This window comes from Moorella mulderi DSM 14980 (assembly GCF_001594015.1).
GTDB lineage: Bacteria > Bacillota > DSM-521 > Neomoorellales > Neomoorellaceae > Neomoorella > Neomoorella mulderi.
The window spans coordinates 270,605-284,064 of the sequence record NZ_LTBC01000003.1; the positions used below are offsets into that span (position 1 = coordinate 270,605).

Here is a 13,460-nt window from a genome sequence, read left to right on the forward strand (position 1 = left end):
TGGTGCGGCAGTCACCATGTTTATAATGCAAGAAGCGTGCCAGAATAGTATTGACTTATAATTTTTAAAGCGAGGGTATTATGCCGGTCTTTATTATTAAGAAGGAATATTTCATTTTGGAAGAGGCTAAAAGTTATGGCCAGATAAGTGTGCTAGTCTGGCCATAGATTGGGGTTAATTTCAGTTTGAAAATGTTATATTTCATCTCGAAACGTACGATAAAGCTACTTGCTCCTGATAGAAGCTAGCCTCAGCTGCCGCTGGCCCGTTGTTGTCCTCCCGCCTCCCAGCTTTTCAGCCGCCGCCAGAGGGTGGTTTTACTGAGGCCCAGGCGCCGGCAGGTTTCGTCTTTATCATTATTGGTAAGGGCCAAGGTCCGGCGGATGATCTCCGCCTCCATTTCCTCCAGGGTGCCCCGCAAAACAAGCTGCAAGCCGGGCTCCGGCTTATTTTCCACCGGCCCCAATATCTCCTCCAGATCGGCAGGCTCCACCTCCTGGCCGCCGCGTATGACCACCAGGCGCTCGATGATGTTTTCCAGCTCGCGGACGTTGCCCGGCCAGTCGTAGGCCTGCAAGCGGGTGATAACATCCTCGCTGAATAACGGCGGCAGGCGCCCGGAACGCCGGCTTATTTTTTCCGCCAGGGCTTTGATGAGTAACGGTAAATCTTCTAAACGTTCCCGCAAAGGCGGTAGTTTTATATGCAGCACGTTCAACCGGTAATACAGGTCACGGCGAAAGGTTTCCCGGGCCACGGCTTCTTCCAGGTTGCGGTGGGTGGCAGCAATGATGCGCACGTCCACCGGCAGCACCCGGTCACCTCCGACGCGCATAATGGCCTTCTGCTGCAGCACACGCAGAAGCCGCGCCTGCAGGTTTAAAGACAGCTCGCCAATCTCGTCCAGGAAAAGGGTGCCCCGGTGGGCCAGTTCAAAGAGGCCCTTCTTACCACCTTTGCGGGCCCCGGTGAAAGCCCCTTCCTCGTAGCCGAAGAGTTCGCTTTCCAGCAAATTTTCCGGCACGGCGGCGCAGTTGACCGCTACGAAAGGCCCTTCCCGCCGCTGGCTGGCATTGTGGATGCTCTGGGCCACCATTTCCTTGCCGGAGCCGGTTTCGCCGGTAATTAAAATCGTGGCTTCGGCGGCGGCAAACTGGCGCGCCCGCTCGATAACCCGGGCCATAGCGGGACTCTGGGTGACAATATCGGCAAAGGTAAACTGGGCTACGTGGCCTTTGAGATACAATTCCTGGCGGACCCTGGTTTCCACGGCCTGGAGGTGGCTGACATCCTGGAAGGTAGCTACGGCACCGACAATTTCCCGCCCGGCAATGACCGGGACCACGTTTTCGGCGACCAGGGTATTGCCGGCCCGGTGCAGTTCCCCCAGGCGCTTTTGCCCGGACTGCCGTACCTGGTCCAGGGGAACGCCCGGCAAGACTTCCCGCGCCGGCCGTCCCACTACCCGGTGGGCCGTAAGGCCCAGGATCTTTTCGGCCGCCGGGTTGACCAGGGTAATGCGGCCCTCCTGGTCTGTAGCCACAATACCCTCATAGGCGAAATCCAGAATGGCTTTGAACTGCTCGGCCCGGGCCCGCTCGCGGCGGCGTACCAGGGCTACCTCCCGGGCCTCGCGGATGGCCTGGCTGATGGCCTCTTTGCCGGAGGTTACGAGTATCGCCTGGAGGCCCAGTTCCCGGGCCGACCGGACGGATACGGCATCGCCGACGATAACTTCCAGCCCCATAGCCTTGCCTTCAGCAATAATCCCGGCTGCGCCCTCTTCGGCCTCAATAATTAACTCTTCAATATGGATCCCCAGGACTGATTCCAGGCTTTTGGTGCCGTAAATGACGTTACGGAAACCGGCAACGCCGATATAACGGCCCAGTTCCCGGGCCTCGGCCAGGGCCCGGACCAGGTCAAAGGCGCTGACGGCAATCTCCACCACCGGCACCTCTACATGGCGGCTGATAAGCGTGGCGGTACCGCCGCGGCTGATAATAACCTCCGCACCTCTGGCTGCCAGTTCCCGGGCCACCTTTACCCCTTCCGCCAGGTCGCCGATGGCAATGGTTACGTCCTCTCCCAGTTCCGCGCACACCTGCCCTGCCAGAGCCGCCAGGCCGGCATAGGGAGCCACCAGGCCCAGGTGAGACATAATACCACTCCCATAGACCCTATCCTGCTACCATCGAAGTATTAGCAAAGTACCATTTTCACCCGTCATTACCATTAACTTCTACTTTCGCCTTCTTTCTCGCGGGCGATTAACCTCTGCTCTACCTGTTGCTTGAACTGCTCCATATTAGCAATACCAGTAGCTAAAAAATCTTTGATAAGTTCCCATTTTATGTCAAGGTATTGATGGGCTAAAATATTCCTTGTCCTGGCCTTTTCAGCAAGGGCCAGGGCCAGCTCTTTATCGATAATCCCCGCTTCACCGAGCTGGATAAAGGCCTGGCGGTAGGTTTCCGGCACTTCCAGGTCTTCACCGGCTATAAGAATTTTGGCAATATCTAAGGCAGCGTTGATCAAGTTTTCGATAATCCGCTCCACATCGCGGCGGCTCTTGCGATCACTCTGGTACTGAAAATAATCCATTTCTCCATAGGCCTTCAGATCCTCTAACTCCGTAGCTAGAAACCTGAGGCGGCGAATGATGGAAATTACCTGCTCATCGGTAATAGGTGCCATTTTATACCGCCCCCCTGATCTTCATGCGCCAGCGCCACCAGTCGAGCAAAAACTGCTGGAAATCCTCGGCTTCACGAGAAATATCCAGCATATACGGGATATAAAAACTTTGATCCCGGATAAACAGGCGCTTCCCCTTTAAAGCCGTCCAGGCCAGGGAGGGCGTTGTTTCATTTAGAACCAGGAGGTCTACTTTAAGGCCCAGCATATCCTCGAGTTCGTTCCACATCTGGTAAATATCCCGCCTGGTATAACCGGGCTCAAGGTATACCCCGATGTCTACATCCGAGTCGGCTCTTGCCCGCTCCCTGGCCCGGGAACCAAATAAAAAGGCCATACGTATATTTTGTTGCTCGCTAAAGTAATCTTTTAATTGCATATAGATTTTTTTATCCATACTGATCTCACCTATCTCAATAATTTGTGATAAAGGGGGCCCTGTTATCCCGCCCCCTACTTAACCAGATATACTTTTACCAGTCCATAGAAAAAAGCTGCCTGGCCTATCCAGAAGGCAAATAGCCTCCACGTAAGCCGTGTTTCCATGGCCGCAATTCTGGCCTCAATATCCGCTTTCGTTTCTGCCAGCCGGCGTTCTATCCGCTCAGCGACAAATTCTACAGTATCCTCTTTATTATTTTTCGCGCCGGCAGTTAGAAGGTTCCCCATTCCTAGCACCATCATCTCCGAGTTTTTACTGTAAAATCTCCGGGAGAGTATAATATTCATCCAATTTATCACGCTCTTTGTTTTTAGTTTAGCATAATTTCTAGCGGAAGCAAATAACTACAAAAAATATAAAGAGCGGGCTTGAATACCCACTCTTTAAGTTAACTACCGAGCCTAATCTCGCGAAACTTTCCGCTCCATGGGTTGAAAAACAGGTGCCCTCCTGCTACCGCCCCACCATGGCCCAGGTGAAGCTGCCGTCCAGGAAACTGGCGACATATTTTTCCTTTATTTCCCGGCCGATGAGGGACTGGAAGCCCCCGGCACCCAGGGGTGGACCGACGGCGACCATACCGACCAGCCGCCGGCCCCGGAGGACGGCCTTGCGGTAGCAGGACCGCTTTTCGTCCAGGCTGGTCACCACCTCATACCCCTCTCCCGGCGGGTTGACGATGCCGCCGCTGATGACCCCCAGGCCGCTGACCACCAGGGAATTCTGGCCAATACCGCCCCGGTAGGCCGTTTGGTGACCGGCCATGTTGAGCCCGGCCAGGCGGCCCTGCTCTACGGCGTTGCCCCAGATGGCGTTGAGGCGCCGGTTTTGCCAGGCGCGGTCGTAGGCCTGGGCCACGTCCCCGGCGGCGTAGATGCCGGGAATGCTTGTAGCCAGGTAATCATCCACCAGGACACCGCGGTCCACCTCTATCCCGCTGCCCTGCAGGAAGTCCACATTGGGCCGTACCCCTTTACCCACGACCACGACATCCGCCGGCACCGCAGCCCCGGAGCGCAAAACTACTCCCGTCACTTTTTCGTGCCCTTCCAGGGCGATGACATCTTCCCGCAGGTGGATGGTAAAGCCGGCGGCAGCCATGGCCCGGCGCACCAGTTCCGCGCCGGTATCATCCAGGGCCTGGGAAAGGAGCCGCCCCGAGGACACTATCAGGCGCACTTTGAGACCCCTGGCATGCAGACCTTCAGCCGCCTTGAGGCCTACCAGGCCACCGCCGGCGACCACCGCCTGCCCCCCAGGCCGGGCGAATTTGCGGATGGCGGCAGCGTCGTCCAGGGTCCGCAGGGTAAAAACACCGGGCAGGTTGCTGCCGGGAACGTCAATTTGCTGTGGTGCCGCGCCGGTGGCTACCAGCAGGCGGTCATAATAAAGTTCTGCCCCGTCATCCAGGGTTACCAGCCGGCGCTGGATATCAATAGCGGTTGCCCGCCGGCCGGTGATAAGCTGAATCCGTTGCTCACTATACCACTCTTCACCCGCCAGCCAGAGCCTTTCCCGTGGGACCAGGCCGCCGAGGTAATAGGAGGTAAGGACGCGGGCGTAGTAAGGATAAGGTTCGTCGCCGGCAATGGTGATCTCCCCGGCCGGGTCGGCGCGGCGGACAGCCCGGGCCGCGGCCACCCCGGCAGCACTGTTGCCGATAATCAGATAGCGCATTACGTTAGCCTCCAAGACAAGCTGGTGAGGATGATAACCTGCGCCCCCGAGCCCAGCATAGAAGAAGGCCCTGGAGCCCCGGACTCCCTTCTCCCTAGCCTCCGGCGGCGGGCGGTATTATGGTTACTTTGTCCCGCGGGCTTAAGGGAGTGGCCAACCCCTTAAGGAAGTTGATATTGCGGCCGTTCACCAGGATGGCTATGCCAGCCTTCAGCTTTCCCTCCGGGGTCATGAGTTCCCGGCGGAAAGTTTCCCCGTAACGGGAGATAAGGGCAGCCAGGAGCTGCTCGACGGTAGTTGCTTCTACATCTACCCGGCTTTCCCCGGCCGCCCGCTGTAAGAAACTAAGGAGTTCTACTTCCATTCCTCACAGCCCCAGCCGTTCCCGGGTGGCTGCCGTTACCCGGCCTTCCTCGTCCCAGCCGCGCACCTGGTAGTATTCGGCCAGCATCTGCGCCAGGGCGGAAGTCTTACCCTTAGCCGGTCCTTCGGGCATGGGTTCCTCCAGGAGCCGCGGCGCCAAGTTATCGTCGGCTTTCGTTAGCCCCGCGGCAAAGTTGAAGAGCCGCTCCAGGTTGAAGATGCGCTCTCCGGCCAGGATGCCGCTGGCTTCGGTATAGGGCACGCCGGTGGCCGGGGCCAGCATGCTGACGACATCCGGCGCTCCCAGGGCGAAAGTGGTAAAGAGGCACATGCCGCTGGCATCCACCAGGGCGGTCAGGTCCTGGAAGGCTTTAACCAGGGCCGCCTTGCCCTCCGGGGACTGGGGGTCGGTCTGGACGGGCACACCCATGACCTCGGAAGCTACGGTGTAGCCACGGACGTGACAGCCGCCGCGGTTGGATGTGGCATAATTCAGGCCGATGCCCTGGATGGCCCGCGGGTCATAGGCCGGGTATTCCTGCTTCTTGCTGCTCATGGAGAGCTCCGGGTGGCCGTAACGCTCTGCCAGGCGGTAAGAGCCCTCGGCCAGGAGGTCACCGATGCCTTCGCGGTAACCCACCTTGCGGGCCGTCTCTACCAGTACGGCGGCGTTACCAAATTCCAGAGGCAGCTCAGTATCCTTCGCCGGCAGGTAACCCTTCTCATAAAGCTCCATGGCACAGGCCAGGGTAGCGCCGAAGGAAATAGGATCGTACCCCAGCTCATTGGCCAGGTAATTAGCTTTGGTCACCGCCGCTAAGTCGTCTACACCGCAGTCAGCCCCCAGGGACCAGAGAGCTTCGTACTCCGGCCCTTCGCCGTGGCCGGCATAGGGGCCCCCTGGCACCAGGGTGGCGCGGCCGCAGGCGATGGGGCAGGCCAGGCAGCCCTTCTTGCGTACCAGGTAGTTCTCGGCCAGGGCCTCACCGCTGATCTTGCCCGCCCCGGCAAAAATGCCGGTCTGGAAGTTACGGGTCGGCAGGCCGCCGTGGGCGTTGATAACATTGACCAGCACGCCGGTACCATAGGTTGGGAGGCCGCCGTGGGTAACGTCGTTGGCCTTAATCTTGGCTAGGGCCGCCAGGACCGCATCCCGGAAGTCCGGCCCGTCGGCAACTTTAATGCCACCATGGCCGCGGACGGCGACGGCCTTCAGGTTCTTCGAGCCCATGACGGCGCCGACGCCCGAACGGCCGGCAGCCCGGTGCTTGTCATTGATAACGCAGGCAAAGCGAACCAGCTTTTCCCCCGCCGGGCCGATGCAGGCCACCCTGGCATTGGGGCAGGTGGCTGCTTTTATAGCATCTTCCGTCTCGTGGGTATTCTTACCCCACAGCTCCCCGGCCGGCCGCAGTTCACAAGAGCCATCTTCAATCCAGAGGTAAACAGGTTCGGCTGCCTTGCCCTCAAAAATAATCCCGTCAAAGCCGGCATATTTCAGTTCGCCGCCAAAGTAGCCGCCGGAGCTGGAGGCAGCAATGGCTCCCGTAAGGGGCGACTTGGTGACGACGTTATAGCGGCTGCCGGAAATGGCCATGGTCCCGGTCAGGGGACCGGTCATAAAGATGAGCTTGTTTTCCGGTGCTAGAGGATCAACCTTAGGGTCAATTTCATCATAAAGGATCTTGCTGGCCAGGCCCCTGGCGCCGACATAATCCCGGGCCAGGGCAGGGTCTAACTTTTCAACCCGGCACTCGCCGCTGCTTAAATTAACCCTCAGCAGTTGGCCAATCCAGCCGTACATCTTAGACCACCTCCCGTAGAGCAGCCTGGACCCTGCGGGCTATTTGCAGCCGCTTGCCTAGGGCCTGGCCGGCCGGTTCTTTATACTCCAGGGCGCCCCAGGGGCAGTTCAGGACGCACTCCGGCTCGCCCTGGCAGAGGTCGCATTTGACTACCTTCTGCTCCGCTACCGAATAATCAACCGCACCAAAGGGGCAGGCCATGATACACATGCGGCAGCCGATGCAGCGGTCCTCGTTAATCACCACAGCATTGGTTTTCTCATCACGGCTGATGGCCCCGGCCGGGCAGACGGCCTGGCAGGCTGGCTCATCACAGTGCTGGCAGACTACCGGCAGGTAATAATCATCATCAAGGAAGGCTGCCACCGACAGCCGGGCTGCCGCCGGGTTGAATTCCCCGGTATGTTTTAAGGAACAGGCCAGTTCACAGCGGCGGCAGGCAGTGCACTTGTCCTGATCTACGACCAGTACCTTGGCCAAAATAATTCCTCCTTTCGCGATTTTCAGCATATATTCGTCATTTTTTGCGACATCCCTGTGGCATCACCCCCTCTCGAGGCCTTTTTTCCCGAAAATAACTCTTTCGCGGGCCGGTGTTATTTACGCAGTAAAACAAAAAGGTACTCCCTCCTCACAAGAGTACCTTCCTTTGCCCAATAGCAGGTCAAGGGATTGCTCCCCGGCCCTGACGTTTGCCCTTCCCGGAGGGAAGCGGCAACTCGGAAGTAAGCTAATCCACTTGTTTAGTTTATATCTTCGCCGCCCGGTAAAAAAATCCTGCTAACTTGTGTAAAATTAATTTAAAAATTCAACTTGCCCCCCGGCCAGGCTGCCGATCTGCACCAGGGACTCCACCCGGATGCCCTGCTCCCGCAAAGTCTCGCCGCCACTCTGGAAGACCTTTTCAATGACAGTACCGATACCCACCAGGGTGGCCCCGGCCTGGTCGATAATCTTTAACAATCCCCTGGCCGCCTCCCCGGAGGCCAGGAAGTCATCGATAATCAGCACCCGGTCTTCCGGTCCCAGGTAACTGCCGGCCACTACTATGTCTATGACCTCCTCTTTGGTAAAAGAACGCACCCGGCCGCAGTAAGTATCACCTTCCATGGTGGAAGGCTGCTTTTTTTTAGCAAAAACCACCGGTACCTTGAGGCAGAGGCCCGTCATCAAGGCTACGGCTATCCCGGAAGCTTCCACCGTCAGGACCTTGGTTATACCGCTGCCGGCAAACCGGCAGGCAAACTCCTCACCAACTTTTAACATTAGGATAGGGTCAATCTGGTGGTTTAAAAAGGAATCTACCTTCAAAATATCGTCGGAAATAACCCGCCCTTCCTGGCGGATTTTTTCTTTTAACAATTCCACAACAGACAAAGCTTCTTTGCTCCTCCCCCTGCTCGTTGAACGTTATTACGATAATGCTATTATAGCGTAAGCCGGGCCAAATGAGAAGGTTGTTCGGCAGGAAAAGCCGGGCAAAAGCAACGAACTTTGCTGGATTTGAATAAAGCCTTGTTACCTGCCTGTAAGCCTGATATAATTATCCAGAACGCCAGCAGATACCAGCGGGTAGAACCCACCTGAGGAGGAGAAACCTGCCTTGACGAATCTTTTAGCGCCGGTTTTTCATGCCATTACGGAGTTCATTGCCAGCCTCGGCTATACAGGTATAGCCATAGGTATGGCCATTGAAAGCGCCTGCATACCTCTCCCCAGCGAAATTATCCTGCCCTTTGGCGGTTACCTGGTAAGCACCGGCCAGCTCAGTTTCTGGGGTACCGTCCTGGCCGGTACCATTGGCGGTACCATTGGTTCCATTATCGCCTACTTTGTGGGTCTCTGGGGCGGTCGCCCTTTCTTAAGAAAGTATGGCCGCTATTTCTTTTTCTCCGAAAAAGAATTCGCCGTAGCGGAAAAATGGTTTCAGCGCTACGGCGAAGCAACCGTCTTCTTTACCAGGCTGATGCCCGTCATCCGGACCTTTATTTCCCTGCCGGCCGGCATTGCCGCCATGCCCTTTGGCCGCTTTGTCATTTATACCTTCCTGGGCTCCTTGCCCTGGTCCATCTTCCTGGTCTACGCCGGCCGCCAGCTGGGGGCCAACTGGGAAGCCCTGGGTCCCCTTTTCCACCGCTTTGATGTGGTTATCGTCGCAGGCCTCATCCTGCTAGTGTTCCTTTACTGGCGGCGGCACCGGAAACGGTAGGTTAATCTTAATGGCCTGATAGGTATAACTGTCTACCTGGTAGCGCATCTCCATGGCCGCCATAGGTGCCGGCTGCCCCCGGTAAGCAGGAGCAAAGGCCAGGATGAGGTTAATAACGCTCCTGACGGGTAAAAAGGTTTGGGGATTAATGTAAACTAAACCCCAGTAAGAGAAGGAACGGACAAGTTTGCCAGGCGGGTTCAGGTAGGCTTCCAGGCCCTCGCCCAGGGCTGCCGGCGGTAAGAGGCCGGTAACACTCCCGGGTGTATTGAGGCGGGTATAAAAACTGATCCCCAGGACCTCCTGGCCTGCAACTTTGGTTACTCCCAGGAAGCGATAGTGCAAGTAGGGAAAGATTCCTGCCGGCAACCCCAGGTTTTGCTGCTGGCGCATTAAGAGGGTAACATCGGGAGCCAGGTTTAACTGCTGCCAGTCACCGGGCTGGCCCGGAGCCTCTGTAACCCGGCGGTACAGGCTGCCATTGCTAACAACCTGTTCTACGCGCAGGGTCTTACGGCTTTCCAGTTCCAGCTCAGCAACCTGGTGCATTTGCCCCGGCAGGAGAAGTTCATTGAGAACCTCTCCCTTAATTGCCAGCCGGTCCAGTTCCATCGTAGCCGGCAAACCCGGCCGGCTGTGAAATTTAATACTGGCCTCACCCCGGGTAGCAATACCCTGCTGCCGGGCCAGGGCCTGGCGGCATTTATCCATCAGATCTTTCGCCCTGGGGTCTGAGCTAAAGACTTCTGCCAGCCAGCCAGCCGCTGCTGCCGGTTCCAGGACGGCCATTGGTCCCCCCGGCGGCAGTAACCCCTGGCGCTGGAAAAAGGCATACTGGTTGAAGCCGTAGGGTATATCCCCCGGTTGCAGTGCGGTAGCGGGCGAACTGATCTCATTGGGTAACCCCAGGACCCGGGCGGTGAGAATAACAGCCTCCAGGGTGGTTATCTCCTGGTCGGGACGCAGGGTGCCGTTGGGATAGCCATGGATCATCCCCTCCTGCCAGAGGGCCTTTAAAGCCGGTGCATACCAGCTACCGGCCGGGACGTCTCCGGGCAGGTTGTCGCCAGCAGCCTCACTTTTAATCTGAGCCGCTGCCGCCAGCATAACGGCAAAACCGCCCCGGGTTAATGCTGCTGCCCTGGCCTGTTCAGGCGGCAACAGGGCCAGCAGTGAGCTCGCCGCCGGCCCGGCCCAGGCCGTTCCCCACGGCAGGAGCAGGAAAAACATGATTAGCCCGGCCAAACTAGCTTTCCGCATTTTCTCCCCTCCCGCAAAAATAACTTTGTCACAGGCTGGCATTGTCTAGCTCGCACCAAAGTCCTCGCGGAGCGCCCAGCACTCAACTCGTTTGTAATAGGTGTCTCTTCGCGAACAAAACCGTTGCGAGTTGAGTGCTGGGTCAGCCTCGGGCTCGGGCGCCCAGCACTCACTAAACTCAGGTACCTCCAAAGGTAGTGCGACTGCATAAACCGAAGAACTGGTTACTGTAACTTGGTTACTGTGAGTGCTGGGCGGCCTATTCGGCGTCCTTGCCTTTAGAATCCGGCCGCAGGCCTCTCTGTCCTCGGCCCCGCTTATCATCCCTCGGCTTCGCCAGGACCGCTTCGCCGCTCGGTAGAAGCTCGCTCGCTTCAGACAAATGCCAGCCCGCAATTTTTATGCTTTCGATGGTTGTGACTCCATTTAATTCCTATTATACTATATCTTACCATTTTGCGCCAACAAAAAAACAGGTATCTCAAAAAGATACCTGCCTGCCTTTCAGCGCCTATATTTTAGCTTAACTCAGCTGCCGCGGGTAACCGGCAAAGAGGCTCCGGGCCTCTTCAAAGGTGGTGTCCGGTGCCGGCAGGATGAGATCCGATTCTACCAGTTCGGTATCGGGAATGCGGCTGCCCCGGCCGCGGATCAAGGCCAGGACCTCCCGGAAATTAGTATCATATTCCTCCCGGTTACCTGCCGCCAGGGCATCCAGCAGCCTGTCATCCAAACGGTCGAGTTCGCTCAAGGCCTCCCCTTCCAGCCGGTACTGACCTTCCGTTAAAATGCGGATAATCAAGCTTTGCCCACCTCTTTCTTCAAGCGTTCCAGTTCCGCCTGGACCTGGCTGGCAGCGCTGGCCTGCTTCAATTCCCTCTCCAGGGGATCGGCCGTTTGCAGGGCGTCTTCCAGCACTCCGGAATTTACCAGTTCGTCAATGGCTGCCGCCCGGGCCCGCATTTGCTCAGTTTTTTCTTCGGCCCGCTGGATGGCCAGGGAGACGTCGGCCAGCTCTTCCGACAGGCCGGTAGCCGCTTCCCCGATTTTGACCTGGGCCTGGGCCGCCGAATACTGGGCCTTGATTATTTCTTTCTTGGTCCGGAAGGCCTCTACCTTGGCCTGGAGTTTGGCCTCCACGGCAGCCAGTTTGGCCTGTTCGGCCTCCAGCCCTTTAATCTGCTCTTCCAGGCCATCCAGCTGCTGCTGGATGGCTGCTTTCCGCTCCAGGGCGGTGGTGGCCAGGTCCTCCCGTCCCAGCTGCAGGGCCTGGCGGGCCTGTTCTTCCAGCTTTTTCTGGCTATCCTTCAGCTTGACGGCCTGGAGTTCCAGGCGTTTTTTGGAAGCAACGACATCAGCCAGGTTACGTTTGACGTTCTGGAGCATTTCCAGCTGGCGGTTGTAGGAATATTCCAGGGTTTCCTGGGGGTTTTCTACCTGATCGAGGATCTTATTCATCTTGGATTTGAAAATTGTCGACATACGCGACAGGATGCCCATAGTACAAAAGCTCCTTTCGTGGGTTATACCGGGCAACCCCAGAGGGGATACCAGCGGGTTAGATCCTTTTCCCAGGGAAGCTCCTTCTCCATTAAAGCCGCCAGGCGCATTTCCCCGGCATTATCCCGCTTCTTATTCCGTTCATCAACGGGGATAAAGGGATAAAAGGCTCCCCGCTTATAGCTAAAAATGAGATAGAGGACTTGGTCCTTTTTCTGCAGCTTAAAAACCGCCGCCAGCAGGCGGTCGCCGGCGCCCTTGTCCTTAAAATTCTGGCCGGCCATGTGGGCCAGGGCCACCAGGTCCTCCCAGTCGCGGTCGGCGAAGATGAGCCACTGGTAGCCATACTCATCCTTTTTACTCTCCAGGGTGCCCTCCATTTCCCGGGCGGCCAGGGATACCAGTTCCTCCGTCTCTTCCCGGGCGCCGGCAAAAAAACTATCTTCCCCAGGCCGCAGCACCACCCCGGCCCGGCCGCCGGGTTGCCAGCCCAGCTCGCTTTCCAAGGTAATAATGGCCGTGCTCAGGGCAAAAAGGGGCTCCGTCCGCGCCGGCGGTACCCGGGTCCGCCCCAGGAGGGCGTCCCATAAGCTCACCGCCAATCCTCCATTTCCCGCTCCAGTTTACGCAGGTAGGCCAGGCGGCGCTCCAGGGACGGGTGGGTAGAGAAAAGCTCCATGATGCTGTTGCCATTTAAGGCCGGGATAATGAAGAAGGCGTTAAAGGCCTCGGCCTGGCGTAAATCCCGGTCGGGGATGCGCGCCATGCTGCTGCTGATCTTTACCAGGGCGGAGGCCAGCTGGCCCGGCGAACCGGTAAGGATGGCCGAACCCCGGTCGGCGGCAAACTCCCGGTAACGGGACAGGGCACGAATGAGGAAGTAACTGACCAGCCAGACCACCAGGGACACCAAGTAAACCAGCATGGTATTGTTGCGCTCGTCCCGGTCGCGGCCGCCAAAGGCGCCGCCCCAGTAGAAAAAGTTTTGCACAATAAAGGAAGCGACGGTAGCAAAAAAGCTGGCCAGCGTCAGCACCGTCATATCCCGGTTTTTGATATGGCTCAATTCATGGCCCAGGACGGCCTCCAGTTCCGGCGGGTCCAGGCGTTCCAGGATGCCGGTTGTCACTGCCACGACGGCATTGGCCGGATTACGGCCGGTGGCGAAGGCATTGGGCATGGGAGTATCAACAATAGCTACCCTGGGTTTGGGTAAGTCGGCCAGGGCGGCCAGCCTTTCCACCAGGGCATGGAGCTCCGGGGCCTCGCGGGGTGACACCTCCCGGGCGCCCATGGACCAGAGCACCATGCGGTCGGAAAAGTAATACTGGACGGCCAGCATGATCCCGACAAAAATGATCATACCTGTATAACTGACCCCGGCCTGCCACAGGACGGCCAGGAAGAAGAGATACAGGGCTGCCAGCAAAAACATGGTTAAAAACATCCGCGCCGTTAAACCGGCATCGCTGCCAAGTTGGCGTCGCATAGCCACCCTCCCCGAAAA

15 protein-coding genes are annotated in these 13,460 nt (G+C 57.7%); 1 reads left to right on the plus strand and 14 read right to left on the minus strand.

The window, feature by feature from the left end; all coding sequences use genetic code 11:
- Positions 1-250: 250 nt before the first annotated feature.
- The 9 genes from MOMUL_RS06555 to MOMUL_RS06595 all read right to left on the minus strand — a co-directional run bounded on the left by MOMUL_RS06555 (position 251) and on the right by MOMUL_RS06595 (position 8,352).
- Positions 251-2,161, minus strand: a complete 1,911-nt coding sequence (locus tag MOMUL_RS06555) for a sigma 54-interacting transcriptional regulator (protein ID WP_062283103.1) — start codon at positions 2,159-2,161, stop codon at positions 251-253.
- A gap of 74 nt (positions 2,162-2,235) precedes the next feature.
- The gene (hepT, locus tag MOMUL_RS06560) at positions 2,236-2,697 is read right to left on the minus strand and encodes a type VII toxin-antitoxin system HepT family RNase toxin (RefSeq protein WP_062283106.1); all 462 of its coding nucleotides are present in this window, start codon (positions 2,695-2,697) and stop codon (positions 2,236-2,238) included.
- 1 nt (position 2,698) lies between these two features.
- Positions 2,699-3,094, minus strand: a complete 396-nt coding sequence (gene mntA, locus MOMUL_RS06565; RefSeq protein ID WP_062283109.1) for a type VII toxin-antitoxin system MntA family adenylyltransferase antitoxin — start codon at positions 3,092-3,094, stop codon at positions 2,699-2,701.
- Between the two features lie 56 nt (positions 3,095-3,150).
- Positions 3,151-3,381 (minus strand): hypothetical protein, encoded by a 231-nt coding sequence (locus MOMUL_RS06570; protein ID WP_161484968.1) that lies wholly within the window; start codon positions 3,379-3,381, stop codon positions 3,151-3,153.
- A 211-nt stretch (positions 3,382-3,592) separates the two neighbouring features.
- A complete protein-coding gene (locus tag MOMUL_RS06575) occupies positions 3,593-4,816 on the minus strand; it encodes an NAD(P)/FAD-dependent oxidoreductase (protein WP_062283115.1) in 1,224 nt (407 codons plus the stop codon).
- A 94-nt stretch (positions 4,817-4,910) separates the two neighbouring features.
- Positions 4,911-5,180, minus strand: coding sequence for a MoaD family protein (locus MOMUL_RS06580; RefSeq protein ID WP_062283118.1), 270 nt, complete (start codon positions 5,178-5,180; stop codon positions 4,911-4,913).
- A 3-nt stretch (positions 5,181-5,183) separates the two neighbouring features.
- A complete protein-coding gene (locus tag MOMUL_RS06585; RefSeq protein ID WP_062283120.1) occupies positions 5,184-6,983 on the minus strand; it encodes an aldehyde ferredoxin oxidoreductase family protein in 1,800 nt (599 codons plus the stop codon).
- 1 nt (position 6,984) lies between these two features.
- Positions 6,985-7,464 carry a 4Fe-4S dicluster domain-containing protein gene (locus MOMUL_RS06590; protein ID WP_062283123.1) on the minus strand — a complete coding sequence of 160 codons (480 nt, stop codon included), beginning with the start codon at positions 7,462-7,464 and terminating at the stop codon, positions 6,985-6,987.
- 315 nt (positions 7,465-7,779) lie between these two features.
- Entirely contained in the window at positions 7,780-8,352 is a 573-nt protein-coding gene (locus MOMUL_RS06595; RefSeq protein ID WP_062283382.1) for a xanthine phosphoribosyltransferase, read from the minus strand.
- A 235-nt stretch (positions 8,353-8,587) separates the two neighbouring features.
- On the opposite strand from MOMUL_RS06595, the gene MOMUL_RS06600 reads away from it, so the two are divergent.
- Positions 8,588-9,193 (plus strand): DedA family protein, encoded by a 606-nt coding sequence (locus tag MOMUL_RS06600; RefSeq protein ID WP_062283126.1) that lies wholly within the window; start codon positions 8,588-8,590, stop codon positions 9,191-9,193.
- On the opposite strand, the gene MOMUL_RS06605 is transcribed toward MOMUL_RS06600, so the two are convergent.
- The 5 genes from MOMUL_RS06605 to htpX form a co-directional block, all read right to left on the minus strand.
- A complete protein-coding gene (locus tag MOMUL_RS06605; protein ID WP_062283129.1) occupies positions 9,155-10,453 on the minus strand; it encodes an S-layer homology domain-containing protein in 1,299 nt (432 codons plus the stop codon). The genes MOMUL_RS06600 and MOMUL_RS06605 overlap by 39 nt on opposite strands.
- A gap of 523 nt (positions 10,454-10,976) precedes the next feature.
- On the minus strand, positions 10,977-11,255 hold the full coding sequence (gene pspAA, locus MOMUL_RS06610; RefSeq protein WP_062283132.1) for a PspA-associated protein PspAA: 279 nt from the start codon (positions 11,253-11,255) through the stop codon (positions 10,977-10,979).
- Complete coding sequence (locus MOMUL_RS06615) at positions 11,252-11,953, minus strand: PspA/IM30 family protein (protein ID WP_062283135.1); 702 nt, start codon at positions 11,951-11,953, stop codon at positions 11,252-11,254. The genes pspAA and MOMUL_RS06615 overlap by 4 nt, the downstream gene beginning before the upstream one ends.
- Before the next feature lie 23 nt (positions 11,954-11,976).
- The gene (pspAB, locus tag MOMUL_RS06620; protein ID WP_062283138.1) at positions 11,977-12,549 is read right to left on the minus strand and encodes a PspA-associated protein PspAB; all 573 of its coding nucleotides are present in this window, start codon (positions 12,547-12,549) and stop codon (positions 11,977-11,979) included.
- Positions 12,546-13,442, minus strand: a complete 897-nt coding sequence (htpX, locus tag MOMUL_RS06625; RefSeq protein WP_062283141.1) for a zinc metalloprotease HtpX — start codon at positions 13,440-13,442, stop codon at positions 12,546-12,548. The genes pspAB and htpX overlap by 4 nt, the downstream gene beginning before the upstream one ends.
- Positions 13,443-13,460: the final 18 nt, after the last annotated feature.

Excerpts from the sequence above, each read along its gene's own strand:
- MOMUL_RS06555 (WP_062283103.1), bottom strand. The coding sequence starts at position 2,161 with ATGTCTCACCTGGGCCTGGTGGCTCCCTATGCCGGCCTGGCGGCTCTG.
- hepT (WP_062283106.1), bottom strand. The coding sequence starts at position 2,697 with ATGGCACCTATTACCGATGAGCAGGTAATTTCCATCATTCGCCGCCTC.
- mntA (WP_062283109.1), bottom strand. The coding sequence starts at position 3,094 with ATGGATAAAAAAATCTATATGCAATTAAAAGATTACTTTAGCGAGCAA.
- MOMUL_RS06570 (WP_161484968.1), bottom strand. The coding sequence starts at position 3,381 with ATGATGGTGCTAGGAATGGGGAACCTTCTAACTGCCGGCGCGAAAAAT.
- MOMUL_RS06575 (WP_062283115.1), bottom strand. The coding sequence starts at position 4,816 with ATGCGCTATCTGATTATCGGCAACAGTGCTGCCGGGGTGGCCGCGGCC.
- MOMUL_RS06580 (WP_062283118.1), bottom strand. The coding sequence starts at position 5,180 with ATGGAAGTAGAACTCCTTAGTTTCTTACAGCGGGCGGCCGGGGAAAGC.
- MOMUL_RS06585 (WP_062283120.1), bottom strand. The coding sequence starts at position 6,983 with ATGTACGGCTGGATTGGCCAACTGCTGAGGGTTAATTTAAGCAGCGGC.
- MOMUL_RS06605 (WP_062283129.1), bottom strand. The coding sequence starts at position 10,453 with ATGCGGAAAGCTAGTTTGGCCGGGCTAATCATGTTTTTCCTGCTCCTG.
- MOMUL_RS06615 (WP_062283135.1), bottom strand. The coding sequence starts at position 11,953 with ATGGGCATCCTGTCGCGTATGTCGACAATTTTCAAATCCAAGATGAAT.
- htpX (WP_062283141.1), bottom strand. The coding sequence starts at position 13,442 with ATGCGACGCCAACTTGGCAGCGATGCCGGTTTAACGGCGCGGATGTTT.